The sequence below is a fragment of the Arthrobacter sp. WCS2018Hpa-7 genome, from assembly GCF_031843805.1.
GTDB lineage: Bacteria > Actinomycetota > Actinomycetes > Actinomycetales > Micrococcaceae > Arthrobacter.
The window spans coordinates 26,153-52,712 of the sequence record NZ_JAVTJB010000028.1; the positions used below are offsets into that span (position 1 = coordinate 26,153).

Annotated in this window: 23 protein-coding genes, 1 tRNA gene and 2 riboswitches; of the genes, 13 read left to right on the forward strand and 11 right to left on the reverse strand. The window is 63.6% G+C overall.

Translation table 11 applies throughout. From position 1 onward, the window contains the following. Positions 1-51: 51 nt before the first annotated feature. Entirely contained in the window at positions 52-1,182 is a 1,131-nt protein-coding gene (gene serC, locus RQH14_RS21020; protein WP_311215064.1) for a phosphoserine transaminase, read from the reverse strand. A gap of 292 nt (positions 1,183-1,474) precedes the next feature. Here serC and RQH14_RS21025 point away from each other — a divergent pair, with 292 nt between their 5' ends. From RQH14_RS21025 to RQH14_RS21070, 10 genes are all read left to right on the forward strand, one after another. After that, on the forward strand, positions 1,475-2,170 hold the full coding sequence (locus RQH14_RS21025; protein ID WP_311215065.1) for a metal-dependent transcriptional regulator: 696 nt from the start codon (positions 1,475-1,477) through the stop codon (positions 2,168-2,170). Positions 2,171-2,354: 184 nt separating this feature from the next. Continuing rightward, a riboswitch (cyclic di-AMP (ydaO/yuaA leader) is annotated at positions 2,355-2,596 on the forward strand. A gap of 4 nt (positions 2,597-2,600) precedes the next feature. Further along, the gene (locus tag RQH14_RS21030; RefSeq protein ID WP_311215066.1) at positions 2,601-3,431 is read left to right on the forward strand and encodes a M23 family metallopeptidase; all 831 of its coding nucleotides are present in this window, start codon (positions 2,601-2,603) and stop codon (positions 3,429-3,431) included. A 125-nt stretch (positions 3,432-3,556) separates the two neighbouring features. Further along, a riboswitch (cyclic di-AMP (ydaO/yuaA leader) is annotated at positions 3,557-3,738 on the forward strand. Between the two features lie 4 nt (positions 3,739-3,742). After that, a complete protein-coding gene (locus RQH14_RS21035; RefSeq protein ID WP_311215067.1) occupies positions 3,743-4,489 on the forward strand; it encodes an NlpC/P60 family protein in 747 nt (248 codons plus the stop codon). Between the two features lie 99 nt (positions 4,490-4,588). Then, on the forward strand, positions 4,589-5,362 hold the full coding sequence (locus RQH14_RS21040; protein WP_311215068.1) for an NlpC/P60 family protein: 774 nt from the start codon (positions 4,589-4,591) through the stop codon (positions 5,360-5,362). 252 nt (positions 5,363-5,614) lie between these two features. Then, positions 5,615-6,115: an HNH endonuclease gene (locus tag RQH14_RS21045; protein WP_024819811.1), complete on the forward strand. Its 501-nt coding sequence runs from the start codon at positions 5,615-5,617 to the stop codon at positions 6,113-6,115. A gap of 42 nt (positions 6,116-6,157) precedes the next feature. Next, positions 6,158-7,063 (forward strand): NTP transferase domain-containing protein, encoded by a 906-nt coding sequence (locus RQH14_RS21050; protein WP_311215069.1) that lies wholly within the window; start codon positions 6,158-6,160, stop codon positions 7,061-7,063. Then, complete coding sequence (locus tag RQH14_RS21055) at positions 7,060-8,418, forward strand: molybdopterin molybdotransferase MoeA (protein ID WP_311215070.1); 1,359 nt, start codon at positions 7,060-7,062, stop codon at positions 8,416-8,418. The genes RQH14_RS21050 and RQH14_RS21055 overlap by 4 nt, the downstream gene beginning before the upstream one ends. Before the next feature lie 66 nt (positions 8,419-8,484). Beyond that, entirely contained in the window at positions 8,485-10,791 is a 2,307-nt protein-coding gene (locus tag RQH14_RS21060; RefSeq protein ID WP_311215071.1) for an FdhF/YdeP family oxidoreductase, read from the forward strand. A 1-nt stretch (position 10,792) separates the two neighbouring features. After that, complete coding sequence (gene fdhD, locus RQH14_RS21065; RefSeq protein ID WP_311215072.1) at positions 10,793-11,701, forward strand: formate dehydrogenase accessory sulfurtransferase FdhD; 909 nt, start codon at positions 10,793-10,795, stop codon at positions 11,699-11,701. A 127-nt stretch (positions 11,702-11,828) separates the two neighbouring features. Then, positions 11,829-14,858, forward strand: a complete 3,030-nt coding sequence (locus RQH14_RS21070; protein ID WP_311215073.1) for a glycoside hydrolase family 38 C-terminal domain-containing protein — start codon at positions 11,829-11,831, stop codon at positions 14,856-14,858. Between the two features lie 83 nt (positions 14,859-14,941). Here RQH14_RS21070 and RQH14_RS21075 read toward each other — a convergent pair whose 3' ends face one another. From RQH14_RS21075 to RQH14_RS21105, 7 genes are all read right to left on the reverse strand, one after another. Beyond that, a complete protein-coding gene (locus RQH14_RS21075; protein ID WP_311215074.1) occupies positions 14,942-16,000 on the reverse strand; it encodes a hypothetical protein in 1,059 nt (352 codons plus the stop codon). A gap of 3 nt (positions 16,001-16,003) precedes the next feature. Further along, positions 16,004-16,912 (reverse strand): hypothetical protein, encoded by a 909-nt coding sequence (locus tag RQH14_RS21080; protein WP_311215075.1) that lies wholly within the window; start codon positions 16,910-16,912, stop codon positions 16,004-16,006. A 13-nt stretch (positions 16,913-16,925) separates the two neighbouring features. Beyond that, on the reverse strand, positions 16,926-17,720 hold the full coding sequence (locus tag RQH14_RS21085; RefSeq protein ID WP_311215076.1) for an amino acid ABC transporter ATP-binding protein: 795 nt from the start codon (positions 17,718-17,720) through the stop codon (positions 16,926-16,928). After that, positions 17,707-18,366 (reverse strand): amino acid ABC transporter permease, encoded by a 660-nt coding sequence (locus RQH14_RS21090; protein WP_311215077.1) that lies wholly within the window; start codon positions 18,364-18,366, stop codon positions 17,707-17,709. Before RQH14_RS21090 ends, RQH14_RS21085 begins: the two co-directional genes overlap by 14 nt. Next, complete coding sequence (locus tag RQH14_RS21095; protein WP_311215078.1) at positions 18,367-19,182, reverse strand: amino acid ABC transporter substrate-binding protein; 816 nt, start codon at positions 19,180-19,182, stop codon at positions 18,367-18,369. A 239-nt stretch (positions 19,183-19,421) separates the two neighbouring features. Beyond that, positions 19,422-20,129, reverse strand: coding sequence for a hypothetical protein (locus RQH14_RS21100; RefSeq protein WP_311215079.1), 708 nt, complete (start codon positions 20,127-20,129; stop codon positions 19,422-19,424). Beyond that, positions 20,126-20,848 (reverse strand): hypothetical protein, encoded by a 723-nt coding sequence (locus RQH14_RS21105; protein ID WP_311215080.1) that lies wholly within the window; start codon positions 20,846-20,848, stop codon positions 20,126-20,128. The genes RQH14_RS21100 and RQH14_RS21105 overlap by 4 nt, the downstream gene beginning before the upstream one ends. 209 nt (positions 20,849-21,057) lie before the next feature. Here RQH14_RS21105 and RQH14_RS21110 point away from each other — a divergent pair, with 209 nt between their 5' ends. Further along, the gene (locus tag RQH14_RS21110; protein WP_311215081.1) at positions 21,058-22,725 is read left to right on the forward strand and encodes an ABC-F family ATP-binding cassette domain-containing protein; all 1,668 of its coding nucleotides are present in this window, start codon (positions 21,058-21,060) and stop codon (positions 22,723-22,725) included. After that, positions 22,722-24,635: an ABC transporter ATP-binding protein gene (locus RQH14_RS21115; protein ID WP_311215082.1), complete on the forward strand. Its 1,914-nt coding sequence runs from the start codon at positions 22,722-22,724 to the stop codon at positions 24,633-24,635. The genes RQH14_RS21110 and RQH14_RS21115 overlap by 4 nt, the downstream gene beginning before the upstream one ends. 8 nt (positions 24,636-24,643) lie before the next feature. Here the strand turns inward: RQH14_RS21115 and RQH14_RS21120 are convergent, their stop codons facing one another. From RQH14_RS21120 to RQH14_RS21130, 3 genes are all read right to left on the reverse strand, one after another. Further along, a complete protein-coding gene (locus tag RQH14_RS21120; protein ID WP_311215083.1) occupies positions 24,644-25,057 on the reverse strand; it encodes an NUDIX domain-containing protein in 414 nt (137 codons plus the stop codon). Further along, positions 25,054-25,512, reverse strand: a complete 459-nt coding sequence (locus RQH14_RS21125) for a DUF6314 family protein (protein ID WP_311215084.1) — start codon at positions 25,510-25,512, stop codon at positions 25,054-25,056. Before RQH14_RS21125 ends, RQH14_RS21120 begins: the two co-directional genes overlap by 4 nt. 1 nt (position 25,513) lies before the next feature. Next, positions 25,514-25,586, reverse strand: a tRNA-Arg gene (locus tag RQH14_RS21130). A 108-nt stretch (positions 25,587-25,694) separates the two neighbouring features. Here RQH14_RS21130 and RQH14_RS21135 point away from each other — a divergent pair. Further along, the gene (locus tag RQH14_RS21135; RefSeq protein ID WP_311215085.1) at positions 25,695-26,492 is read left to right on the forward strand and encodes a hypothetical protein; all 798 of its coding nucleotides are present in this window, start codon (positions 25,695-25,697) and stop codon (positions 26,490-26,492) included. Positions 26,493-26,560 lie beyond the last annotated feature (68 nt).

Sequence of the window (26,560 nt, forward strand, 5' to 3'; positions counted from 1 at the left end):
AGCGGCGCCGTCCGGAACTTTCCGAACGACGCCGACTGGCAGCCTGTGGTGCTACTTCTTCAGTTCGCCCACCACGTAGTCGATGCTGGCGAGCAGGGCGGAAACGTCGTCCGGCTCGATGGCGACGAACGTCGCGATGCGCAGCTGGTTGCGGCCGAGCTTGCGGTAAGGCTCAGTGTCCACCACGCCATTGGCGCGCAGGACCTTGGCGATGGCTGCGGCATCAATGGAGTCGTCGAAGTCGATGGTAGCGATGACGTTGGAGCGGTCTTCGGCGTTCGTGACGAACGGCGTTGCGTACTCCGAGGCCTCGGCCCAGGAGTAGATGCGGTTGGCGGAGTCCGCCGTGCGCTTGCTGGCGAAGTCCAGGCCACCGTTGCTGTTGAGCCACTGCACCTGGGCGTCCAAGGTGACCAACGTGGACAGGGAAGGCGTGTTGTACGTCTGGTTCAGCTTGGAGTTGTCGATGGCCGTCTGCAGGTCCAGGAAGTCCGGGATCCAGCGGCCGCTGGCCTTGATCCGTGCCGCACGCTCCAGGGCGGCGGGGGAGAAGAGGCCCAGCCAGAGACCACCGTCGGAGGCGAAGTTCTTCTGCGGGGCGAAGTAGTAGACGTCGGACTCGGCGACGTCGACATCCAGGCCGCCGGCAGCGGACGTGGCGTCCACCAGGATCAAGGAGCCGTCGTCGGCGCCCTGGACACGCTTGACGGGAGCCGCAACACCCGTGGAGGTCTCGTTCTGGGGCCAGGCGTAAACGTCGACGCCGGCTTCGGCCTGCGACACCGGGCGGGTGCCAGGCTCGGCCTTGATGATCGAGGAGGCATCAAGGAACGGCGCCTTGTTGGTGGCAGCAGCGAACTTCGAACCGAACTCGCCGAACGAGAGGTGCTGGGCCTTCTTCTCCACCAGGCCGAATGCGGCGACATCCCAGAATGCCGTGGATCCGCCGACGCCGAGGACAACTTCATATCCTTCGGGCGCACGGAAGAACTGGCTGAGGCCTTCCCGGACCGAACCCACAAGGTTCTTGACCGGAGCCTGGCGGTGGGACGTGCCGAGAATGGTGGACGACGCGGCAGACAAGGCCTCGATCTGTTCCGGACGGACCTTGGACGGTCCAGCGCCGAAGCGGCCGTCCTTGGGCAGCAGATCGGCGGGAATGGTGATGCTGTTGTCGCTCACGTGTGGCTCCAATGGGTATCGGCTAGAGATGGGTCGTGGCAGGTGGCATTATCTGCCCCTTCGACACCCCAATTCTGCCTGACCGGGCGCGGAGGCAGGAACCTGTGGCCGTCATAGTCCGCCACGTGGAACGCCGGCCAACCATATGCGACCGGAATTATCCAGAGTAATTCCAAATAAGCTAGGCTGGTGGTTGGCGTTCATGGGGCGGCGGTGCACACCGTCCACCCGGCAAGGGACGCGGTACGGTGGAGATTACGCAAGGAACTGCGTTCGAGGAGAGCTGAGCTGGATGACGGATCTGATCGATACCACTGAGATGTATCTTCGGACCATTTTGGAGCTTGAAGAAGAAAACATTGTGGCTCTCAGGGCCCGCATCGCCGAGCGGCTGCGGCACTCCGGACCCACTGTTTCCCAGACCATCGGACGCATGGAGCGCGACGGCCTGGTGATTGTTTCCAACGACCGCCACCTGGAATTGACCGAGGTGGGGCGGAAGCGCGCCACCGAGGTCATGCGAAAGCACCGCCTCGCCGAGCGTCTCCTGGCTGATGTCATTGGCTTGGACTGGGCCTATGTCCACGACGAAGCATGTCGCTGGGAGCACGTGATGAGCGAGCGTGTGGAGCGCCGGCTCTACGAACTTCTGGAACACCCCACCGAATCCCCGTACGGCAACCCCATCCCGGGCCTTGAAGCGCTCGGTGGACTTGCCAGCCAACCGTTCCCCCGCCTCGACGTCAACCTCCTGCAGGCCATGGACGGCTATGCGCCGAATTCCCGCGTGGCGGTCACCCGCTTGGCGGAGCCCATCCAGGTTGAGCCTGAACTCCTCACCCAACTGGATGAGGGCGGTATCCGCCCCGGCGCGGCTGTCTCGCTGGAGCGCGTGGGCGAGTACATTTCCGTCCGGGTCCCCGGCATCGAGGGTGCACTGGAACTTCCGCCCGAGGTGGCGGCGCACGTCTTCGTCTCCGTCAGCTGACGCCCCCTTCCCTTCACGCGGTGTCATATCTCACTTTCGAGCTGTTGGCGCGCGTGTGACCTGCGGTTTTTCAGGATTAGTGATAAGGGACCGCCGCGCCATGCCTGTTCCTGTTGATAACGAATTTATTACTGCGGGGCTTAATCGCCTATAGTTATCTACTAGCGCTGATACCAAAGCGTTACCTGTTCCGGAGCCGAGCTCTGCCAACGGAACAGGTGTGTCATCCACCACTGGCAGAGGCGGGGGAACCACAAGCGGCTGTCTAAAGAAGCAGCCTTGGGGTGAAGTCCGCAGCAGAAGTGCCCATTGACGCAAGTCCCTCCTGGGATACCTGTGTGCCGTGAGCGCTTCGTGCGGACCGGGTCTTTGAACTCTCTGACCCGAATCCGACAGCTAACTTCGCAGGCTTTTCAGAGAGGAACAGAGTTTGACAACGCAGAACGTCAGGGGCCGCCGCCGCGCGTCCGGCCCCGCTGCTGAGCTGCGGCCAGCCCGCGTCGTATCGGAGATCCGGCCACGCGACACCGAACGCCAGGTGCGTCGCCGTAAGAGCCCGTTGCGCCAGGTTGCCGACTTCGCCGCAGCCAGTGGCGTCGGGCAAAAGGCCGGAGTTGCGCTTGCCGCCACCGGACTTGCCCTGACTGTCGGTCTGCCGGCCACGAGCCCGGTCATGGCCACCTCGGAATCCGGCCAGACCGAGTCGGCCCTGGCCGTCACAGGTGGCAGCCAGCCCGAGGTTTCCGCCGCTGCATCAGCCAAGATCGATTTCAGCCGTGCCGCAGTAGCTACCGCAGCCGACCCCGACGGCAAGCTGAAGCAACTGCTCAGCGCGCAGTCCGCCGGCAGCATCCAGCGCGCCTCGTCCACAGGCACCATGGCCAGCCCCCTGGACACCCTGACGACGGCTTCCCCGTTCGGCTACCGCGTCAGCCCCCTCACGGGTGGTTCCGGCGACTTCCACCGCGGCCAGGACTTCGTGGCCCAGTGCGGCACCGCCGTCCATGCCGCGGCCAGTGGCAAGGTCACCTTTGCCGGATGGCACGAGTACGGCGGAGGCAACCGCGTCGTGGTAGACCACGGCAACGGCCTGGAGACCACGTACAACCACCTGTCGTCCTTCACCGTCAAAGTAGGCCAGACGGTCAGCCGCGGCGACACTGTGGCGCTGAGCGGCACCACGGGCGCCTCCACAGGCTGCCACCTCCACTTTGAAGTACAGGTCAACGGTGAAGTCGTTGACCCCATGGGCTGGCTCTAAGTCCAGTTGATGGTTGTCTCTCGCATTCGTGACACACCCCGTGACCTGAATGTGACATTCGCGTTCAACTGTTGTACCGTACAAAGCGCATCGGCTTTTTAGGGGGCCGGTGCACTTGAGTGGATTGCCTAGCTCTGCCACCACTCGAGGTCCGTTCGCATAAATCGTCTGGCAGGGGCGGGGGAACCACTTCTGGTCTTCGCAAGAAGGCCTTGGGGTTAAGTCGCAAAGCTTCCTTGAAGCAGCGTGGCCGGATGACTCCCATCCGAATCCGACAGCTCACCTCGCAGGCATTGGGAGAGGCTACCTACGTGTCATCACGCACTACCCCTGCGCGCCACCGCGCTGAATCGGTTCGCACGAACCCCTTGAACACGCTTTCCAAGGCTGTTTCATCCAACGCCGGTACCGTTGGCCGCCAGGCCGTCGTCCTGGCAGCAGCCTCAGGCCTCGTCCTCAGTGTCGGTCTTCCGGCCCAGGCAGCGGACACCGACGTTTCCAAGTCGGAAGCCTCCAGCACCCAGCAGATGGTCACCACTGCGGTAGTCACCGCAGAGCCCACCGCCACTGTTTCCTTCGAAAGCCCTGTAGTGGCCACCAAGGAAGCTCCCAAGGTTGTCCAGCGCGCTTCGCAGACCACCCAGCGGACCGCGGCCAATGGCAACCAGACCACCGCAGCCGCTGTGACCGCGAAGTCGTCCGAAGCCAAGGACGCTGCTTCCAGCGCCGCCGCTTCCGGCCTCGCCGCGATCGCCTACACCGGCATCGGCCACCCGTACGTTTGGGGCGGCACCACGCCCAACGGATGGGACTGCTCCGGCTTCACCCAGTGGGTCTACGCCCAGGCTGGCATCAGCATCCCGCGCGTCAACGCCTGGACTGCCATGAAGCCCACCAGCACTCCTGCCCCCGGTGACCTGGTCATGCAGAACGGCGGAGCACACGTAGGCATCTACGTTGGCAACGGCATGATGATCAGCGCCTTGAACCCGGGACAGGGCACGCTCCTGCACTCGGCTGCCTCCACGGGCACGTCCTCCTTCTTTACCCTCCGCTAGAAACAATCCGGTTCGGGGTTCGCCAGCATGCCCCCAAGTGCTGGCGCACCAATGAGCCGCGTGTACCCCAACTACACGCGGATACGAAAAGAGAAAACCATGACCAGTGCATCCAAGGTTGCACGGCATCGCGCTGAGGCCCCCAAGACCAGCTCGCTTGCCGTGATCGCGAAGGCCGTCAGTGAAAACGCCGGCGGCGTAGGCCGCCAGGCGGCTGTTATTGCCGCAGCTTCAGGCCTGGTCCTGACCGGCAGTGTTGCTGCCAACGCAGCCGACACCAACGTGGACCGTGAGTCCACCTCGACGTCCACCCTTGACGTCCAGTCGGTAGTCCAGGCCACCATCGCTGCGGACTCCACCGTTGCCATCTCCTACGAGCGCCCCGTGGTCACCACGGTGCAGGCTCCGGCTCCCGTAGAGAAGAAGGCTCCTGCGAAGGTAGAAACCAAGAAGGCCGCAGAAAGCACGGCGACTGCCGGCAACGCCACGTTGGCCGTCAACCCCGCGGCTCCTGCGGCAAAGGCTCCGGCCGCTGCCAGTGGCCTTGGCGCTGCAATCGCCGCTGCCGCCTACGCACAGCTCGGCGTCACCCAGGACTGCACCATGCTGGTGACGAACTCCCTGGCAGCAGTTGGCATCAACTTCCACGACTGGCCGGCCGGCTACCTCTCCCTTGGCCGCACGGTCAGCGCAGCGGAAGCACAGCCCGGCGACCTCGCTTACTACGCCAACGGCGGTCTCGCCGGACAGGCCCACATCGCTGTGTACGTCGGCAACGGCCAGGCAGTCCACGGTGGATGGAACGGATCCACCACGGCACTGTTCAGCGTCAACGTCGGCTCCGGCCCGGTTTTCATCCGCGTCAACGGCTGATCCAGCATTCCGCTTTGACAGCAACACCCCGCAGGCTCAGGCCGGCGGGGTGTTCTGCTTTAACGGACGGATTCGGCTCCCGACGCCTTAACCTCGCATGAACTCTTAACGACACTGCACGGGAAACGACGGAAAAATTCGTTGATACGGCATATGAGTGCTTACCCTTATCTTGTCGATCCACAGCCCGTACAAGCAGAGGGCAGCCGGCCCTCGTGCCCCTGACGGGTGCGGCCGTGAAGAGGTACGTGCATGCGCACACTCGTTCTGAATGCTGGATATGAACCGCTGGCGGTAATAACATTCCGCCGGGCGCTGGTCCTTGTGTTGACTGGGAAAGCTAGCGTAGTGGCCGAAGGCGACGAGCCTGTCGTCGGGCCACAGGAGATTCTTGGACGCCCCTCCGTGATCCTCCTTAACCGCTACATCCGTCCCCGGTACAACAGGATTACCGCCGTGAGCCGACGCGGGGTCCTTCGCCGCGACGGCCATCGCTGCGCCTACTGCGGGAAAACAGCCCACACCATAGACCACGTCCACCCCAAATCCAGGGGCGGCGCGGATTCCTGGGAAAACCTGGTTGCGGCGTGTTTGAAATGCAACAACGCCAAGAGCGACCACACGCTGGCTGAAATGGGTTGGAAACTCCGTTTCACGCCCGGGGTGCCCCAGGGAACCATGTGGCAGATCAAAGAACTCGAGAAACCTGCGCCGGACTGGGACCCGTTCCTGTTGCCGGAATCCGCTGCCTGATCGATTTCTGCTGAACTCCGGCCGCCCCGGTAATCTGGGCGGATGGAGTTCAATGCCGTGATTCTGGCGGGTGGCAGGGCCACCCGCCTCGGTGGCGTGCCCAAGCCATCGTTGACGTACGACGGCGAAACGCTCCTGTCGCGTGCCCTGCAATCGGTCCGGGGTGCAACGGCCGTGGTGGTGGTAGGTCCTGATGCTTCAGGAACGGGCGGTGGGACACTGCCGGTCGAAGTGCTGCGGGCACGGGAGGAACCGGCATTCGCGGGTCCGGCCGCTGCTATTGCTGCCGGGTTGACTGCGCTGGAAGGCAGCGGTGCGGGCGCCCCGTGGACTTTGATTCTCGCCTGCGACATGCCGCATGCCTCCCGTGGAATCTCCCATCTGTGGGAAGCGCTGGCAGCGCACCCCGGAGTGGAGGGTGCCATGGCAGTTTCCGAGGACGGACGGAAGCAACCGCTCCTGGGGGTATACGACACCGCAGCCCTGGACCGCGAAGTGGCCGTAGCTTCCCAAGGTTCCGGGTTAACGGACTCTTCAGTGTTCCGCCTGCTTGCTAGGCTGAACCTGCTGGACGTTGGCGTCCCCGCAGGCTCCACGGATGACGTGGATACATGGGAGGACGCTGCGGCCCTGGGCATTGACTACAAGTTGGAGGCGGACGTGAAGAGCCAGGAAGAGACGCTCGAGGAATGGTGCCGCACACTGCTGCAGGCATTCGAGCTTGAAGGCGTTGAAGTGGACGTCAACGAAGTGCTCGCCGTTGCCGGAGTGGCCGCGCATTCAGTGGTGCGCCCCGCAGCGCCCTTGACCACCTTCATCGCCGGTTACGCGGCAGGCATGGCCCGCGGCATCGGCCAGGCAAGCGATGACGCGGCCATGAACGCCGCCCTGGAACTGGCCCGCAAGATTGCCAAGGAGTACTCGGAGTCCGAGGCTGACGCCGAATGACGGAGGCCCCTGCAGAGGGCCATCACGCGGCACACACGTGGCAGGAGGCCCGGCAGCGCGCGTTCGATGTTGCCACTCCCATCCCTGCGGGTCCTGTGCCGCTCAGCTCAGCCCTCGGACGCACCCTCGCTGCCGATGCCCTGGCAGTGCAGGATATGCCGCACTACGCTTCCTCAGCCATGGACGGCTGGGCCGTCAACGGAAGCGGGCCGTGGATCCTTAGCGAACCAGGCCAGAGGCTTGCCCCCCACCAGGCAAGTCCCATTGTGACGGGAGGGCTGATTCCGCCGGGCGCCAAGGCAGTACTTCGCAGCGAGAGCGGCGTCATCACCACGGACGACGACGGCCTCCCGGTCCTTGCGCTGGGCGGAAGCGCCAAGCCCGGCGAACCCCGCAACGGCCAGCACATCCGCAAAGCCGCAGAAGAGGCAGCGGAGGGGGAAGTCCTGCTTACCACCGGAACCGTGCTCAATCCGGCCCACATCGCTTTGGCCGCGCTGGCCGGATTGGACCATTTGGAGGTCCTCGGCAAGCCACTGGCCAGGTTTCTGCTGACGGGCTCCGAGGTTGTGGCCCAGGGGGTCCCTCGGCCCGGACAAGTGCGTGATACTTTCGGCCCGCAATTGGGTGCTGTTGTGGAGCTTCTGGGTGGCATCGCAGGAGAGCAGCTCAGGGTCGGCGACAACTATGAAGAGTGGATCTCCGCCCTCCAGGACACCGAGCCGGCCCTGGGCGAACTCACAGCGGATGACCCCTACGGAGAGACTGAACCCCCGGCCGACGTCGTCATCACTACGGGCGGGACAGGTCGCTCGGGGACCGACCACTTCAGGCGGGCGGTGGCGGAACTTGGCGGCCAGCTGCTGATCGACGGCATTGCCATGCGCCCCGGTCATCCTGCCGTGTTGGCTGAACTGCCCGATGGCCGGTTCGTGCTGGGACTGCCGGGAAATCCACTTGCCGCGATGATGGCGCTGTTGACGGTGGGTGCTCCGTTGCTGGCGGCATTGGGTCATCGGCAGCTGGACGGGGTAGGTGAAGTTCCTTGCGGCGCTATGCTCGAGGCGGATCCCGGCCGGACCCGGCTGATGCCGTTCAAGCTGGTCTATGGCCTGGCGTCGCCGGCGCAGCACACGGGTCCCGGGATGATGCGGGGCCTGGCCGGCGCGGACGGGATCATGGTGGTTCCGCCCCACGGGGTCCAGCTGGGCGAGCTGGTCCCGGCGTTTGCCTTGCCGTGGGGCAAACCGTTGCCCGCACCCAAAGCCGCGGACGACAAACCCCGCAAGGCTCCTGCGCGCCAGGCAAAGAAGGCCCCCTCCGGCCCGGTGGACTGGAGCGCGCTGGACGCTTGAGCGCTGGACTCCGGAGCACTGCAGCGAACCGGGTAAAGGGTGCCGACAAAGTGCAATGATGGACTCATGAACAGGCATGCTCCAGAACAGGACATCAATGAAGATGACCTGCAAATCCACCCGCCCAAACAGGCCGCTGCCGGCCTCAAAGCTGTCACGGTGGCCCTTGAACGCGGTTACGCCCAGGCCGGTGTAGCCCGCACGGTCCGATCCATGCTCAGGGTCAACCAGCACGACGGCTTCGATTGCCCGGGATGTGCCTGGCCCGAATCCATCACAGGCAGGCGCAGCCCCGCCGAGTTCTGCGAGAACGGCGCCAAGGCGATCGCCGAGGAGAGCACTACCCGCACTGTGGGCGCTGAATTCTGGGCGAAACACTCCCTGGCTGACCTCGAAAACAAGACGGAATACTGGCTGGGGAGCCAGGGAAGATTGTCCGAACCCGTGGTCATCAAGCCCGGGGACACCCATTATTCGCCCATCAGCTGGACCGAGGCGTTCGCCCTGATCGGCGAGCACATCAACGCCACCACGCCGGACAAATGCGTTTTCTATACCTCCGGCCGCACGGCCAATGAGACCGCCTTCATGTATCAGTTGTTCGCCCGGAGCCTGGGCACCAACAACCTGCCTGATTGCTCCAACATGTGCCATGAATCCTCTGGCAGCGCCCTGAACCCCACCATTGGAATCGGCAAGGGCACGGTCTCGCTGGAGGATATCCACCACGCTGAACTGGTCCTGGTGGTGGGCCAGAATCCGGGAACCAACCATCCCCGGATGCTGTCCGCACTGCGGGACTGCAAGAACAACGGCGGGAAGATCGTTGCCGTCAACCCGCTCCCCGAGGCCGGCCTCCTGAACTTCAAGGACCCGCAGTCCCTCAACGGCGTCATTGGCGGTGGCACCACCATCGCGGACGAATTCCTGCAGATTAAGGTCGGTGGCGACCTCGCGTTGTTCCAAGCACTGGGCCACCTCCTCTTGGAGGAAGAGAAGCGCAACCCGGGCACCGTCGTCGATCATTCCTTTATTGCGGCGCAGACGGAGGGATTCGCCGCATACCAAGACGCGCGTTCGGTGCTGGACTGGGCGGAGACCGAGCGGGCCACCGGCCTGACCCGTGCAGAAATCACCAAGGCCGCGGAAATGATGGCTGCATCCAAGGCAACCATCATCTGTTGGGCCCTGGGACTGACCCAGCAGCCGCACTCGGTGGATACCTTGCGCGAGATCATCAACCTCCTGCTGCTTCAAGGGAACTTCGGCAAGCGTGGCGCCGGAGCCTGCCCCGTCCGTGGACACTCCAATGTGCAGGGCGACCGCACCATGGGGATCTGGGAGAAACCCAAGGAATCATTCCTGGCTGCGTTGGATAAGGAATTCGGCTTCCACATGCCGCGCGACCACGGCTATGACTCCGTGGAGACCCAGCACGCCCTGGAAAAGGGCGACGTGGATGTCTTTGTCTCCATGGGTGGGAACTTCGCTGCGGCCGGCTCCGACACGGCAGCCTTGGAAGAGGGGTTGAAGCGGGCGGGGCTGACGGTCCACATCTCCACCAAACCCAACCGTGCCCATGTGGTGCACGGCAAGACCTCCCTGATCCTGCCCACCTTGGGCCGGACGGACACCGACGACAAACACCCCAAGGGCAAGCAGTTCCTGTCCGTGGAAGACTCGATGTCCGTCATCCACAAGACGCAGGGGAGGCTGGAGCCGGTCTCTGAGCACCTCCTGAGTGAGCCGGTGATCGTCGCCCGGATGGCCCAGTCGACCCTGGGCGATGACCATAGCGTGGACTGGCGGTCCATGGCCGAGGACTACGACGTGATCCGGGACCACATCTCCAGGGTCATACCGGGCTTCGAGGACTTCAACGCCAGGGTTCGGACCAAGAACGGCTTCGTGCTGCCCAACCCGCCCCGGGATACGCGGACCTTCGCCACGGACATCGGCAAGGGACGTTTCTCCGTGCGGCCGCTTGAGTACCTTGAGGCACCGCCGGGCCACTTGATCCTCCAGACCGTCCGCAGCCACGATCAGTACAACACCACGTTCTACGGTTTGGATGACCGGTATCGCGGTGTCTCGGAGGGGCGGCGGGTCATCCTGGTCCACCCGGATGACCTGAAGGAACTGGGCTTCGAGGACCGGGACCTGGTGGATGTCATCTCCACCTTCGCGGGAACGGAAAGGCGGGCCGACAAGTTCCGGCTCATCGGATACCCCACGGCCAAGGGCTGTGCCGCGGCGTACTTCCCTGAGGCCAACGCGCTGGTGCATCGCGAACTGGTGGCACGGGAATCCAACACCCCCGGCTACAAAGCCATGACCGTACGTTTTGTGAAGACAGAGGAGGGCGGAGCCTGATATGGGACGTGTGACCCAGCGCCGCAAGGTGCATAAGTTTGTCCTGGATGGCTCCCCGCAAGCGCTGGAGCATCCCGTCCGATATAAGGAAGACGTCCTGGCAGTGGAGGAGCCCCTGGAGATCCGGTTGGGGGAGATGTCCTTCTCCGTGACCATGCGGACCCCCGGAGACGACTTCGACCTCGTGGCGGGATTCCTCGTCTCGGAAGGGATCATCTGGGAGCCTGCCCAACTGATCTCCGAGCGATTCTGCGCGGGGGAGAACGAAGACGGCGTGCAGACCTTCAACGTGGTGGACGCCCAACTTCGGCCTGACGTGGTGCGGCCCGACACCGGCCGGAACGTCTACACCTCCAGCTCCTGTGGAATCTGCGGCACGGACTCCATCGAAGCTGTCCGCAAGTCCTCCCATCACAGTCCGCACGAGGACAACGTCACGGTCCCGGTCCGCGCCCTGGCCGCCTTGCCGGACCGTCTCCGGGAGGCGCAGGCGGTTTTCGATAAAACAGGCGGCGTCCATGCTGCGGGACTTTTCCGGATCCACGACGACGGCACTACCGAGCTGCTCTGCCTGCGGGAAGATGTCGGCAGGCACAACGCGGTGGACAAGGTAGTGGGCTGGGCTTTGCGGGCGGGCATGCTGCCGCTGAGTGGCACGGTCCTCCAGGTCTCCGGCAGGGCGTCCTTTGAACTGGTCCAGAAAGCGGCCATGGCGGGTATTCCCGTACTGTCCGCGGTCAGCGCACCTTCAAGCCTCGCGGCCGAATTGGCCGAAGAAACGGGCATTACATTGGCCGGGTTCAGCCGTGGGCACAGTCTCAATGTCTACGCCGGGCGGGACAGAATCGTCGCGGAACCTGCCCCGGCAGACGCGGTGTCCGTGGGAGATAGCCGACAATCACTTGGCTAATAGGCTGGAACAACGTAGATTTTATCCATCGATTGGAAGCGCGGCGAACCCAGAGTCGCCGTCCGAACCTGCACCCCTGGTGCGTGTGCCAAGCGTGAAATTCAGCTAAAGCCCAAAGGGGAATTAATTGCACGACGACCGCCGGATCACTGAACAGCGCCTCGATCGATTCGTTCGGGAACGCATTCTTCCGGCCATTTACGGCAGAGCCATACCGCTGCAGCTCAGCAGTTGGGATGTTCCGGGCGAGCCCGTGCCGGCGGCCGAGGCCGTGCGCCAGCTCTTCACCCCGCAGGAGCACGGCGCCCCGTGGGGAAAGGCCTGGAGCACCAAATGGCTCCACCTGCAGGGTGAAGTCCCGCAGGACTGGGGCATGGCTGAATCCACGTCAGTGGAAATCATTGTGGACCTCGGCTTCAACAGCGATGTCCCCGGGTTCCAGTGCGAAGGCACTGCCTGGCGCGCCGACGGCAGCATCATCAAGGCGATCTCGCCGCGCAACTATCACGTCCCCGTCAAGCTGCTTGGCGGCGGACACTCAGTGGATTTCTATGTTGAAGCTGCAGCGAACCCCGACGTTGCCCAGGGATGGTCCTTTGCTCCCACTCCGCTGGGAGACAAAGCTACGTCCGGCGACGAGCCCCGGTACCGCCTGGGCCGCATCGCCATGGCAGAGCTGAACGAGACCGTGTGGGAACTCAACCAGGACATCTGGACGCTGAGTGGACTCATGCATGAACTTCCCATGGAACTTCCCCGCCGCCATGAAATCCTGCGGGCGCTGGAACGGATGCTGGACGTCATGGACCCGGACGACGTCGCCGGGACTGCGGCGGCCGGTCGCGAAGCGCTGAAGGAAGTGTTGGGCCGGCCCGCCTATGCTTCCGCCCACCAGCTCCTGGCTACAGGCCACGCCCACATCGACTCCGCATGGTTGTGGCCCGTCCGTGAGACCATCCGTAAATGTGCCCGGACGTTCTCCAACGTGGTGGCACTCATGGATGAGGATCCTGACTTTGTGTTCTCCTGCTCCTCGGCCCAGCAGATGGCGTGGATCAAGGAGTACTTCCCTGAGCTCTTTGTCCGGATCCGGGAAAAGGTTAAGGCAGGTCAGTTCATCCCCGTGGGCGGTATGTGGGTGGAATCGGACACCAACATGCCCGGCGGCGAGGCCATGGCCCGCCAGTTCGTGGAGGGCAAGAGCTTCTTCTTGAAGGAATTCGACGTCGAATGCCAGGAGGCCTGGCTGCCGGACTCCTTCGGCTACTCCGGTGCGATCCCGCAGATCGTGAAGGAGGCCGGTTCCCGGTGGTTCCTGACACAGAAGATTTCCTGGAACAAGGTCAACCGGATGCCGCACCACACCTTCACCTGGGAGGGCATCGACGGAACGCGGCTGTTCACGCATTTCCCGCCGGTGGACACGTACAACGCTGAACTGCACGGCCGCGAACTGGCTCACGCCGAACGCAATTACCGCGACCACGGCCGCGGAACCATGTCCCTGGTGCCATTCGGATATGGCGACGGCGGTGGCGGACCTACGCGCGAAATGGTGGCCGCCGCGCACCGCACTGCAGACCTTGAAGGTTCGCCGAAGGTCCGGATGGGCACTGCCAAGGACTTCTTCACCAAGGCCGAGGCGGAATACACCAACCTGCCGGTCTGGGTGGGCGAGATGTACCTGGAAATGCACCGCGGAACTTACACCAGCCAAGCCAAGACCAAGCGCGGCAACCGCCGCAGCGAACATCTGCTGCGCGAAGCCGAGCTGTGGTGCTCCACAGCCGCCGTCCGTCTCGGTGCGGACTACACGTATCCCCAAGCCGAGCTGAAGCGGCTCTGGCAGCTGGTGCTCCTGCAGCAGTTCCACGACATCCTGCCGGGCAGCTCCATCGCTTGGGTCCACCAGGATGCCGAGCGCAACTATGAGGCCATTTCCCGTGACCTTGAGGCCATCATCAGCCATGCCGCCCAGGCCTTGGTGGGGACTGGCAGCACAAGCTACCTGCTCAACGCAGCGCCGCATTCGCGCAGCGGCGTGCCCGCCTTGGCAATCGCTGAAGCCAATGGATCCGGCACCGGTGTCCAGGTGGAGGAATCCGGCGAAGGCTTCGTGCTGGACAACGGCATCATTCGTGCAGTCCTGGACGGGAACGGCCTGCTGACCTCCCTGGTGGACCATGCCGGCGGCCGTGACGCCATAGCCCCCGGGCAGGCCGGCAACCTGCTGGAGCTGTTCCGGGATACGCCCAACGAGTGGGACGCGTGGGACATCGAAGAGTTCTATCGCAGGAACGTCACCCAACTGACCCAAGCGGACACCATCGACCTCGAGCGCACGCCGGTTGGCGCCGTCGTGGTGGTCCAGCGCAAGGTGGGCGCCTCCACCATCACGCAGCGCATCACGCTCGACGCCGGTGCCAAGTCCTTGGGGATCGCCACCACGGTGGACTGGCAGGAACGCGAAAAGATGCTGAAGGTCGCCTTCCCGCTGGACGTCAGGGCGGATCGTTCGGCGTCCGAGACGCAGTTCGGCCACGTCTTCCGGCCGACCCACACCAACACGTCCTGGGAAGCTGCCAAGTTCGAAATTTGCGCGCACCGCTGGATCCATGTCGCCGAGCCCGGCTATGGGGTAGCGGTCAGCAACTCCTCCAGCTACGGACACGACGTCACCAGGGCGGTCCGCACCGACGGCGGAACCACGACGACGGTCCGCACCTCGCTGCTGCGCTCGGCCCGGTTCCCGGACCCTGAAGCAGACCGGGGAGAGCACACCTTGGAGGTTTCCATCAGGCCCGGCGCTGCGATCGCCGACGCCGTGGAAGAGGGCTACCGCACCAACCTGAAGCCGCGGTTCGTGACGGGTGGGCACTCTGTGGAACCACTGGTGTTGGTCTCCAACCCGGCCATTGTGGTGGAAGCCGTGAAACTGGCCGAGGACGGATCCGGCGACGTGATCGTCCGGCTCTACGAGTCGCTGGGGGAGCGCTCAGCTGCCACTGTAAGGCCCGGATTTGCGGCGGCCGGTGCCACTGCCACCGATCTGCTTGAACGCGTTGCAGAGGCGCCTGGAGTGACTGTTGGGGAACGCTCAGAGGTGGAGTTGGTGCTTCGGCCGTTCCAACTGGTGACCCTGCGCTTCGCACGCTGACCCGGAAGGACAGAAGATACGCCGACGGCTTTGCAAGGGAAATCCTGCAAAGCCGTCGGCGTTTTGTGATGGTGCCGGGGTGGTTATTCGACCAATTCGACGTCCACTGCGTCTTTCAGAATCTGAACACGCAGGGGGATCACAGAGTCGTAGCTCTTGATCTCGGCCGCGATTTTCTTCGTGAAGACTTCCTCCACCAGGACAGGCATGTCTTTGACTCCCGACAGGTATCGCTTGGCCGCAAAGTCAAACTCCGACCTGTTGTTCTTGATCCGGGTGTTGAGGGCCTTGGCTTCGTCGGCAATCTTGAACAATTCCTCCTCAGAGGCGTTGCGCGCGGTCGCTTCAGCTGTCTTCTGGACCATTTGGTCCTTGAGCTTTACAAATTCGTTGTAGTTCTCTTCAGACTTGGCCGTGATCTCGGAGTTGGATTCGAGCTGTGCCACCCGGTTGTCAAAGGTTCGGGCAAATTCGACGTAGGCCACGTTCTTGGATTGCTTGAGCTGGCCGGCTGCTTCGCGGCAAGGGGCTGCGGCCTGGCCCAGCAAGGTTTGACGTTCCCGAAGCGTGGCGGCCTTGGAACCGACAAACAGGCCGTTGCAGCCTGCCCCGTCAGCCCTGAACAGACCTTCAAACTGCGGGTATGACTCCACCAAGCCCTCCATGTGGTCAATGAAGCCTTGGTACGACTCTTCGAGTTGTCCCACTGCGACGTCGATTCCGTCCCCACCGGAGTCGTGGCCGGACTTCACTTTCGCCATCGCTGCCCGGGCCGCGTCCGCAGCCTGCTGGAACTCGTCCCGCTCCTTCACGGAGTTCTTCTCCGCCTCCTCCTGTGAGGCTGGGGCGTTCCGTGCTTTCTTATACGCGGCAAGGTAGGCATTGGCCGCGGGTTGAAGCTTGCTCCGTGCGTCCACCAGGGCAGTGAGGTTGTCTTCCTTCAGGAGCTGCAGGTTTTCCTTGCGCTGCTGTCCGGAGAATTGCGTCACGGCCACAACAGCCACTGCGGCAACGATCAACAGGACAACAGCACAAGAGGTCAAGACCAGTGCCAGCCTGCGCTTCCTGGGGGTCGGCTGCTGGCTGGGAGGGGTTTCCTGCAGGGGATCGGGCTGTTGCGTGGGGTCGGGTTCAATCGTCATGGCCTATTCCCCGTCCTTGCCGGAAGCATCAAATTGATCCGTGCGTTTCTTGAGAGCACTTTCAAACGCCTTGTTGGAGTCATTGGCGTTGGTCACCAGTTGGTTGTACTTCGCCTTCGCGGAGCCCTCATACGTGGTTTCGGCCTTGGCCAAAGCATCATTGATGTCCAGCATGGCCAGGCCTGCCAGGGTGCGCTTGGCGAGCCGCTCAAAGTCGTCCTTGGCGTCCAGGACTTCCTGCTGCTTATCACGTTGCCCGCGGATAATGCCTTCCACAGAAGTCAGCAATTCGGTTGTTTCAGCATCGGTGTTGACCTTGGCAGCGGCGATCGCGCCGAGGCAGGCATCGGCCCCTTTGACGTAGTCTTCGGAATACGACTCGGCGCCAACATTCAGGCTTGAATGCAATGGTGCGCAGGGTCCCCCAACGGACTGGGTGATGTTTGCCGTGTTGATCACCAATTGGTCGTTGTAGGAGATCACAGCACCGTAGTGCTCCTTGAAGCCGTTGAAGGCGTCGCTGATGTCCTGTTCCTTCACTGCCGCAGAGGATCCCATCCGTTCCAGCCGGTCCAGGTTGGTCCGCGACTCGCGCTTCAATCGTTCACCATCCCGGTTGAGGACCTTGTCCTTTTCCTGCTGCTCCGCGTTTTCGGACATGACGCTGGAGTAGCGGAGCGAAAACTGGTTGAACAGCGGGTCGTAGAGATTCATTGAGTTGTCCAGTATTACCCGTTCCTTGTCCAGGCGGACAACATCTGCGCGCTGGACGCCTGCCGGGCGGGAGAGGGCAAACCATGTGCCAAGCCCTCCAGCCACAACAGCGATGGCAACCACCACAGCGATGATGACGGTACGACGGGACTTCCTGCGGCCGGGATCGGCTGCTGTATCCAAAGTCTTTTCCCCCATTTTCTTGTCTCTCCTAGACGTCGTGCTGGAGCCGTTTCACAAAAAGCTTGGTCCGTTCCTGCGTGGGCGCACGCAGGACCTCGGCAGCGGGGCCCCGCTCCACCACCACACCGCCGTCCATAAAGATGACCTCGTCCGCCACGTGCTGGGCGAAGGCGAGCTCGTGGGTCACGATCACCATGGTCCAGCCTTCCTCAGCGAGTTCCTTGATGACACCCAGGACTTCACCCACCAGTTCCGGGTCCAACGCTGAGGTGGGTTCGTCGAACAGCAGCAGTTGGGGCTTGAGCGCCAGCGCCCTGACGATGCCTACGCGTTGCTGCTGGCCGCCGGAGAGTTCAAAGGGGTAGGCGTCGCGTTTATCGGCCAGTCCCACGCGTTCCAAGAGCCGTTCTGCCTCCGCGACGGCCTCGGCACGTGGCCTCTTCTGGACCTGGATGGGGCCTTCGGTGATGTTCTTCAGGACCGTCATGTGCGGGAACAGGTTGTAGTGCTGGAAGACCATGGCGCTGCGGTCACGCAAGGCGGCCAAGTCCTTCTTGCCAACCTTCGCGCCGAAGTCGATGGCGAGTTCCCCGCCGCCGTCGCTGTCCCCGAAGGCCACCGTGCCGCCGTCGGGAATTTCAAGGCCGTTGAGTGATCGCAGGACGGTGGTCTTGCCGGATCCCGATGGCCCGATGAGGGCCACCACCTGACCGCGGCGGATATCGACGTCGATGTCGCGCAGCACCACATTGCTGCCGAATGCCTTGGCGAGGTTCCGGGCCTTCAGGACCGATGGGGAACGTGATTCGTTAGTGGGCGACATAGCGGTCCAATCTCCTTTCCACGGCGGATTGCGCGGTGGAAAGGACCAGGCAGATGACCCAGTACACCAAGGCGGCCTGCAGGTACAGGGCCATGAACTCCTGGCTGAAAGCAGCGATCTGCTGGGCATTGCGGAACAGTTCGGTCACCAGGATCAGGGATGCCAGCGAGGTGTCCTTCACCAGCGAGATGAAGGTATTGGACAACGGGGGAACGGATACCCGGGCTGCTTGGGGGAGGATGATGCGCACCAGGGTTTGCGGCCTGGACATGCCGATGGTGTGGCCGGCTTCCCATTGGCCCTTGGGCACGGACAGGATGGCTGCCCGGATGATCTCGGCCGCGTAACCGCCCACGTTCAACGAGAACGCGATGATGGCACTCGGCCAGGGATCGAGCCGGATGCCAATGCTGGGGAGTCCGAAGAAAATCACGAACAGCTGTACCAGCAACGGAGTGCCACGGATGACCGAGACGTAGAAACGGCCGATTCCGGACAGCAGCCAGTTGGGGCTCAGCCTCATCAGGGCCACCACCAAAGCGAGCACCAGGCCGAAGGCGAAGGAAGCGAGCGTCAGAGGAATGGTCCCCGTGACGGCGCCGGTGATGAGCGGGCCGAAGGAACTCCAGATGAGGTCCCAGTTCATCTATTTGGTGACGTCCGCGCCGAAGTACTTTTCGGAGATCTTCGCCATGGTTCCATCTGCCTGGAGGTCGGCCAGGGCCTTGTCCACGGCCGAGGTGAGCTCCGTTGAACCTTTGCGGAAGACGAACGCGCTTTCCGTCTTGTCCGGTGCCTCCGCAGCAACCTTCAGGCCCGAGTCCGGTGTGTTCTTGGCGTAGTCCAAGTAGGTCAGTTTGTCATTCACCGTCGCGTCCACGCGGCCCTGCTGGACCAGCGTGGCGGACTGCGCCCACCCTTCCACGGCCTGCACATTGGCGCCGGCTTCCACGGCCATCTTGTAGAAGTTGCTGGTCAGCGACTGGGCGGTGGTCTTGCCCTTCAGGTCCGCGAAGCTGTTGATGCTGGTGTTGTCCGACTTGGTCACCACTACTCCGGTGGAGATGGTGTACGGGGTGGAGAACTCGTATTTGGCCTTGCGTTCGTCGTTGATGGAAATCTGGTTGGCGATGGTGTCGAAGCGCTTGGAGTCCAGGCCGGCGAAGATGCCATCGAACTGTGTTTCCTGGAACGTTGCCTTCACGCCGAGCTTTCCGGCCACAGCCTGGGCAATCTCGACATCGAAACCGGTGAGGTCCCCGGCGCCTTCGGCATGGAAGCTGAAGGGGCGGTACGTGCCCTCGGTGGCGATGACCAGCTCACCCTTGGACTTGACGTCCGAAAGGGAGGTGTCTCCGCCTGACTGCGCGGGAGTTGAACCTCCACCGCACGCTGTGAGCACAAGGGCGGCCGAGGCCAGAGTTGCGGCAATGACGGAGCGGCGGGTGCGAAGGCTGTTCATGGAGCCATCTTAGCCACCGTAAGGAGCCTTGCTGGGTGTGGGGCGCTGGTGACCGGCAACAGGGGCGTTAAAAAGGCTGAGTGGGGGCGGTCCCCAACAGCCCGCCACCACTCATCCCCCCAATTGTGATCCCATGGGCGCCACATCCACCGGAAACCCGTTCTCTGATTCCGGTGTCAGGCTGCAACCGTGTTCACACATTCATGATTGTGCCACGATCTAATGCTTTTGTGAAAGTCTTACGCTGCGAGACGTCGTTTTCGTCGCGAATAGGCCTTGGAGAACCAGATTCCGGCCAGTCCGATGCACGTGGACATGGCTGCCGAGTAGTTGATGAGTACCCTCAGCCACGCCTCCGAGAAGGGGATCAACGGGAAAAATTGGGACAGCAGGAGCAAGCCCAGCCCCAGGAGCAGCAACGCTGAAGCAACCCGGAGCAGGACAGGTGCCGCGCTCGCCACCGTCCGCCAGATTGCGGGTACCAGGCAGGCGGCAACGAAGCCCGGGTAGAAGCGGCCCATGAACGCATAGGCCTCCAGCGACGGCCCCCACGTCAGTCCGCTCATGCCCGCTGAGGACCCTCGCGTGTCCGTGATGACGAAGAAGTACACGGTAAGGATGGCCACGATGGCCCCGACAGTAAGACCAACCGGACCCCGGATGGCACGGACGGCGGACGGCGAACCGAACGCGGTGGCGATCTTGATGCCCATGAGGAAGAACGTGGCATACAGGAGGAAACGGAGAACCAGATTGCCGACGTTGATTCCGCCAAGCCAGCCGTCAAGGACCAGATAAGGCGCTTCGATGCTGATGAAGATGCTCAGCGAGATCAACGAGAAAATATAGAACACCACGCGGTTCTCGCCCCGCAACGCGCTGGGGATCCGTGCAACGGTGACAGCCAGGCATACAACCAGCGTCACCCAAGGCAGCACAGCCGTCATCCGAGGTTCTCCCAAATTCGTTCAGTACGTTCGTGGTCTTGTTCCTGGCGTTTCAGGGTCTTGCCCAGTGCCAGGAGCCGTTCGCCGGCCAGAGTAACCAGCGAGCTTCGGGTCATTCGGTCCAGGGCTTCCCGGCGGACATTCGGTGGCCACCCGGCCTCGGCCTCGGTGATCAACCCTCCAGCCACCAGCCCCCCGGCAGGTCCGACGCCGGCAGCCCGGGACGTGGCGATGGCCAGTTCCGGCGGCAGCCTGTTGGCCGTCAGGTGGGCAGAGAAGTTCTGTGGCGCAATCCCGGTGGCTTCGCTGACCCGGTGCCGCAACTCGCCGTCGTCGATCGCGTCCACCCAGTTCCGCACCGAGGTAGGGTGCGGCGGTTCAGAAAGAAAGGCCGCGGGGGCCGGGCTTTGTTCACTGCGTTCCACTACTGCCCGCAGCAGATCGATGGTGGCGACCTGGCTGACCAGTTCGCAGGGTGTCGGCGGCACCGGGCCGCCCCTGAGATCGGCATAGAGATCAAAGGTGGCCAGGGCCTGCACCGGATCCACCTGGAATCCGCGGCTGATGCTCACCAGCGTTGACTCGGCAACCTTGCCGCGGACCAGTTGCTGGGCCAGGGTTGTTCGTTTGATGCCGGCGATCCTGCAGACATCAGCGGTGCTGGCATCGGGCGCGACGCCGTGAAGCCAGCGCTGGAACGCCTTGGAGGGTAAGGGCATGGGGAACTTTCCGGGACGGGTCGCGGGGCAGGACTTCAGGAAGCCGTAAGTGGGAGTACGAAACGATTTTACGCCGACGCCACATTGAATTATGCTTGATGCTTGAACCCGTTGGTCCGTACACCCCCCAAGTCCGGACCAACGGGTTTTTCCATGCCTGCGGGAATCGCGGCCTGAATTCCTGCGTTTCCCTGCTGGAGGATACACACATGACAGCAACCTTGGTGGCCAAGGATCTTGCCGGTGGCCACGGCCATCGCACCCTTTTTTCCGACCTTTCCCTGACCGTTTCGCCCGGCGATGTTGTGGGCGTCGTGGGTGCGAACGGCGCCGGGAAGTCCACGCTGCTTCGCATCCTTGCCGGCGTGGACCAGTCGCAGGCGGGCAGCGTCAGCCTGGCGCCTTCGGACGCGTTTGTGGGCTGGCTGCCCCAGGAACACGAGCGCACCGCGGGGGAGAGCATCGCGGCGTACGTTGCGCGCCGGACAGGGTGCGCCCAGGCCACTGTGGAGATGGAAACCACCGCAGAAGCCCTCGGGTCCGGGGCCCCGGGAGCCGATGACGCCTACTCCCTGGCCTTCGACCGCTGGATGGCCTCGGGGGCGGCGGACCTTGAAGACCGCATACCGGCCGTGCTGTCCGATCTCGGTCTGGAACTGGGTGCCGACGCCCTCATGACAGGGCTCTCCGGTGGGCAGGCTGCCCGCGTGGCTCTGGCAGCACTGTTGCTCAGCCGCTTCGACGTGGTCCTCCTTGACGAACCCACCAACGATCTTGACCTTGACGGACTGGCCCGCCTCGAAGCTTTTGTCCAGGGCCTTCGTGGCGGTGTTGTCCTGGTATCCCACGACCGCGAATTCCTGGCCCGCTGCGTGACCACCGTGGTGGAACTGGACCTGGCCCAGAATTCCGTGGCCGTGTATGACGGCGGCTACGAGGCGTTCCTCGAGGAGCGCGCCGTGGCCAGGCGCCACGCCCGTGAACGGTATGACGAGTTCGCCAACACCAAGGCAGACCTCATTTCCCGCGCACGCACCCAGCGGGAGTGGAGCTCCCAGGGTGTCCGCAACGCCATGAAGAAAAACCCGGACAATGACAAGATCCGTCGCGCCGCGAGCAGCGAGTCGTCGGAGAAGCAAGCCCAGAAAGTCCGGCAGATGGAGTCGCGCATTGCCCGCCTGACCGAGGTGGAGGAACCGCGCAAGGAGTGGCAGCTGCAGTTCAGCATCGGCCAGGCACCCCGCTCAAGTGCCGTCGTCGCCACCTTGCGTGACGTCGTCGCGCGCCAAGGTGACTTCACGCTGGGACCGGTGAACCTCCAACTCAACGGCGGCGAACGCATCGGCATCACAGGACCCAATGGCGCCGGCAAATCGACGCTGCTGCGCCTGCTGCTTGGAACGCAGGAACCGGACGACGGCGATGCCTCCATGGGTGCCTCTGTAGCCATCGGCGAAATTGACCAAGCGCGTGGACTGCTCGACGGCGGGCAGCCGCTTGGCGACGCCGTCGAAGCCGTGCTGGTGGACTGGAACAGCGCCGATGTCCGGACGCTCCTGGCCAAGTTCGGACTCAAGGCCGACCACACCTCGCGCACCGTGGATTCGTTGTCTCCGGGGGAGCGGACACGTGCGGCCCTTGCGTTGCTGCAGGCCCGCGGCGTGAACCTGCTGGTGCTGGACGAACCCACCAACCACCTGGACCTCCCGGCGATCGAGCAACTCGAAGAGGCGCTGGAAAGCTACGAAGGCGCACTCCTGCTGGTCACCCATGATCGCCGGCTGCTGGAAAACGTGCGGCTCGATTCACGCTGGCACCTTGAAAACGGACAGGTCCAGGAACTGCACCACACCCCCAGCCAGGAGAAGCAACCATGAGCATGGACCGCGTGGCCTGGAGCTCGCTGTACAACATCACCACTGCCAAGAGCGGATCCAAGCCGTTCTCCAAGGAAACCCTGAAGCGGGTCATGGCCTTCGCCGCCCCGCACAAGGGCAAGCTCATTGCCTTCGTGATCGCTTCCATCGCAGGTGCTTTCCTGGCTGTCGCCACGCCCGTGCTGGCAGGCCAGGTGGTGGATGCCATCATTGCCAACGCCGGGGTGGGCACGGTCATCTGGCTTGCGGTCCTGATCGCCATCGTCGCGGTGGGCGAGGCAGGTGTGGGGCTGGTGACCCGCTGGTTGTCCTCCATCATTGGCGAGGGCGTCATTGTGGACCTCCGCACCCGCGTGTTCGACCACGTGCAGCGCATGCCCATCGCGTTCTTCACCAGGACGCGGACCGGTGCCTTGGTCAGCCGCCTGAACAACGATGTCATCGGGGCGCAGTCCGCCTTCGCCGGCACGCTGTCCGGCGTCGTCAGCAACGTGGTGGCATTGGCCCTGACCCTCGTGGTCATGTTGAACACCTCATGGCTGGTCACGGTGCTGGCCATGGTGTTGCTGCCGATCTTCCTGATCCCGGCCCGGCGCATGGGCTCAAAACTGGCCGACCTCCGCCGTGAAGCGGCCGCGCACAACGCCGCCATGGGCACGCAAATGACCGAAAGGTTCTCTGCCCCCGGGGCCACGTTGGTGAAGCTGTTTGGCCGCCCGGATGAGGAATCCCGTGAATTTGCCGACCGGGCGGGCCGGGTCCGGGACATCGGAATCCGGACCGCCATGCTGCAGTTCACGTTCGTCACGGCCCTGACGTTGGTGTCGGCGCTGGCCTTGGCCTTGGTCTACGGCCTGGGCGGTTGGCTGGCGCTCGGCGGACAGCTTGCACCGGGCGATGTGGTGGTCCTGGCTCTCCTTCTCACCCGTCTTTACGCCCCGCTGACAGCTCTGTCCAACGCCCGTGTGGAAATCATGAGTGCCTTGGTCAGTTTCGAGCGGGTCTTTGAAATCCTCGACCTGAAGCCACTCATCACGCAGAAGCCTGACGCCCTTACCGTGCCCGCAGGCCCTGTGGCCGTGGAATTCGACGACGTCCGCTTCTCCTACCCCTCCGCCGAAAAGGTGTCGCTGGCTTCCCTGGAAGACGTTGCCACCCTGGATACCCGGGGCGGGGAGGAAGTCCTGCACGGCCTCAGCTTCCGGGTAGAACCTGGACAGACCGTAGCTCTGGTGGGTTCCTCCGGCGCCGGCAAGTCCACCGTGGCACAACTGCTCTCACGCTTGTACGACGTCGACTCCGGCGCGGTGCGCCTTGGCGGACGAGAGCCAGGAGCCGGTGTGGACGTTCGCGATCTCAGTTTCGATTCCCTGCGGGACACCATGGGCATGGTGACCCAGGATGGGCACCTGTTCCACGAAACCATCGCCTCCAACCTGCGCCTCGCCCGACCGGATGCCACCGAAGAAGACATGTGGGATGTGCTCCGGCGGGCACGCCTGGAACCAATGATCCGGTCCCTGCCCGATGGCCTCGAAACCGTGGTGGGGGAGCGCGGCTACCGTCTGTCCGGCGGCGAACGCCAACGGCTCACCATCGCCCGCCTGCTCATCAAGCAGCCCCGCGTGGTGATTCTCGATGAAGCCACGGCAGCGCTGGACTCCACCAACGAGGCCGCAGTCCAAGCGGCCCTGGGTGAGGCGCTCGAGGGGCGTACCGCCGTCGTAATTGCACACCGGTTGTCCACCATCCGAGCGGCCGACGCCATTCTGGTGGTGGAGGACGGCAGCATCGTGGAGCGCGGCACGCACACCGAACTGCTGGCCGCCGACGGTCGCTACGCCGAGCTGTACCAAACGCAGTTCGCGGAGGCCACGGCGGTGGCGCAGGAAGCTGTCCCGGAGCTGTAGCGCTGTCCTTAGGTGGGCGTGGTCAGCAGCGGGATAACGTGATCCGTTAGCAGCGGCGCCAGATCGCTGGGCAAAGGCCCGTTGAGGTCCAGCCAGCGGATCTCGGCGATCTCCGCCGAGGGGTGGGCTTCCCAGGTGCCGGGAGCTGTGAAAACGGTGGCCTCGATGTTGGTCGCCGCTTCGTTGGCGGCCACCGCGAGCCAGACACCCAGCGGCTGGAGGAGGTCCGGCGCAACCTTGATGCCCACCTCTTCATGCAGTTCCCGCGACGCTGCTTCAGCCGCCGTTTCGCCGGGTTCCGGCTTGCCGCCAGGATGCATGAATTTGTCCGTGCCGCGCTTCCGGACGGTTAACAGCTGGCCATCCGCGTTGTAGATGCAGACGGCGCTGACCACGATCAGGTCCGTGCCGGTTCCACTCATGCTTGCCTCCCGGCATCGATGCGGACCAGGTGCGATTCCAGCAGGAGATCCTTCGCCGGTCCGTGGACATCCCACGTGAAGCTGAACGAATCCGGGCCTAAGTAGATGTAGCTGACGCGGTAGTCGTCGGGATCGCACCAGTGTTTGTCCCGGTTGCCTTGCTCGGAGAAGCTCATGACGTGGAAAGGCCTGCCGTCGGGAAAGAACACGTCCATCGAATCCGCTGTGGCGCCTGGTGCGAGGACATACTCGCGGAAAGCAGGGCCGGAATGGGAAGGCCAGTGCATGGTTCCGTCTTCGCGGTAGTCCAGGCCGCCGTCGGGATTCAACGAATAGCGCACGACGCCGGTAAACGTACCGTTGGTGCCTGAGGCGCGGTCCAGGAGGGTTCGCTCCACACTCCAGCTGCCGGCCAGGTAGGCCTGCAAGTCCTGGGTGGGTTGCTGGTGATTCAAGTGCCCTCGATTGGAATCGAACCAACGACACCGGCTTTAGGAGAGCCGTGCTCTATCCACTGAGCTACGAGGGCCTGTATGTCCATGGCTCTGAATCCCACTGCTGGAGCTCAAGGGCCCGGACACGACTACAAGCATACAAGCTGCCGGGGCGCTGCCCGAACACCGCTAGGCTGGCGAGCATGACAGGGCCCTCGACTGCACCGGCGCAGGCCGGATCGTTCTTTCCCGACGTCCGTAACATCCGGGCCAACATCGGCGGGTGGGCGCAGCTGAGCGTCGTCCAATACTTCGTGGCCGAGGCCGCCGTCATTCAGGCGTGGGCCGGTCCCGAGCCCTACAGCCGCGCAGCCGGATACATCAGCGACCTCGGAGCGGTGTCCTGCGGCGTGTACGAGGACCGGGCCGTGTGCTCGCCGTTGCACGTGCTGATGAATGCCTCGTTCGTGGTCCAGGGGCTGGCCCTGATACTGGGTGCGCTGTTCCTGACCGCGGGACTTCTGTGCGTCGCGGCAAAGCCTGGTGTTGCTGCCCGCCGGTTCCGGTCTGTTGCGGTTGATTCTGCTGCCGCCCGCGTGCTGACCGTGCCGTGGATCCTTGCTGTGGCCATCCGTATCCTCACCGGAGTGGCCGGCGTTGGAACCGTCCTTGTTGGCCTGGTGCCCGAAGACCTCGACTCGCCATGGCATTTTGCTGGTGCCCTGATGTTCTTCATCGGTGGCGGATTCGCACTGCTGTTGTTGGGCATCCTGTGGTTCCGTCAGACACCGGTGAGCTGGTTCCTTGGCGTGTGCGGCCTGCTCTGTATCGCTGCGCTCATTATCGGCGGACTCACTGGGATGGAGGTGCCCTTGCCTGGCCTTTTGGAGCGGTTCATGGGGTATCCGGTGACCATCGGCCTGGCCGCGGCCGGTCTGGTCATCGCACAGCGGGTGCACACGGAACGGAAAGCGGCACGATTGCGGGTGGGGTCGCACTGAGGGGAGCGCACCTGTTGGCGCCGATTGCGCCCGTAAGCTCTGGTGCGCTTGGCGCGTAGTGGTGCGGC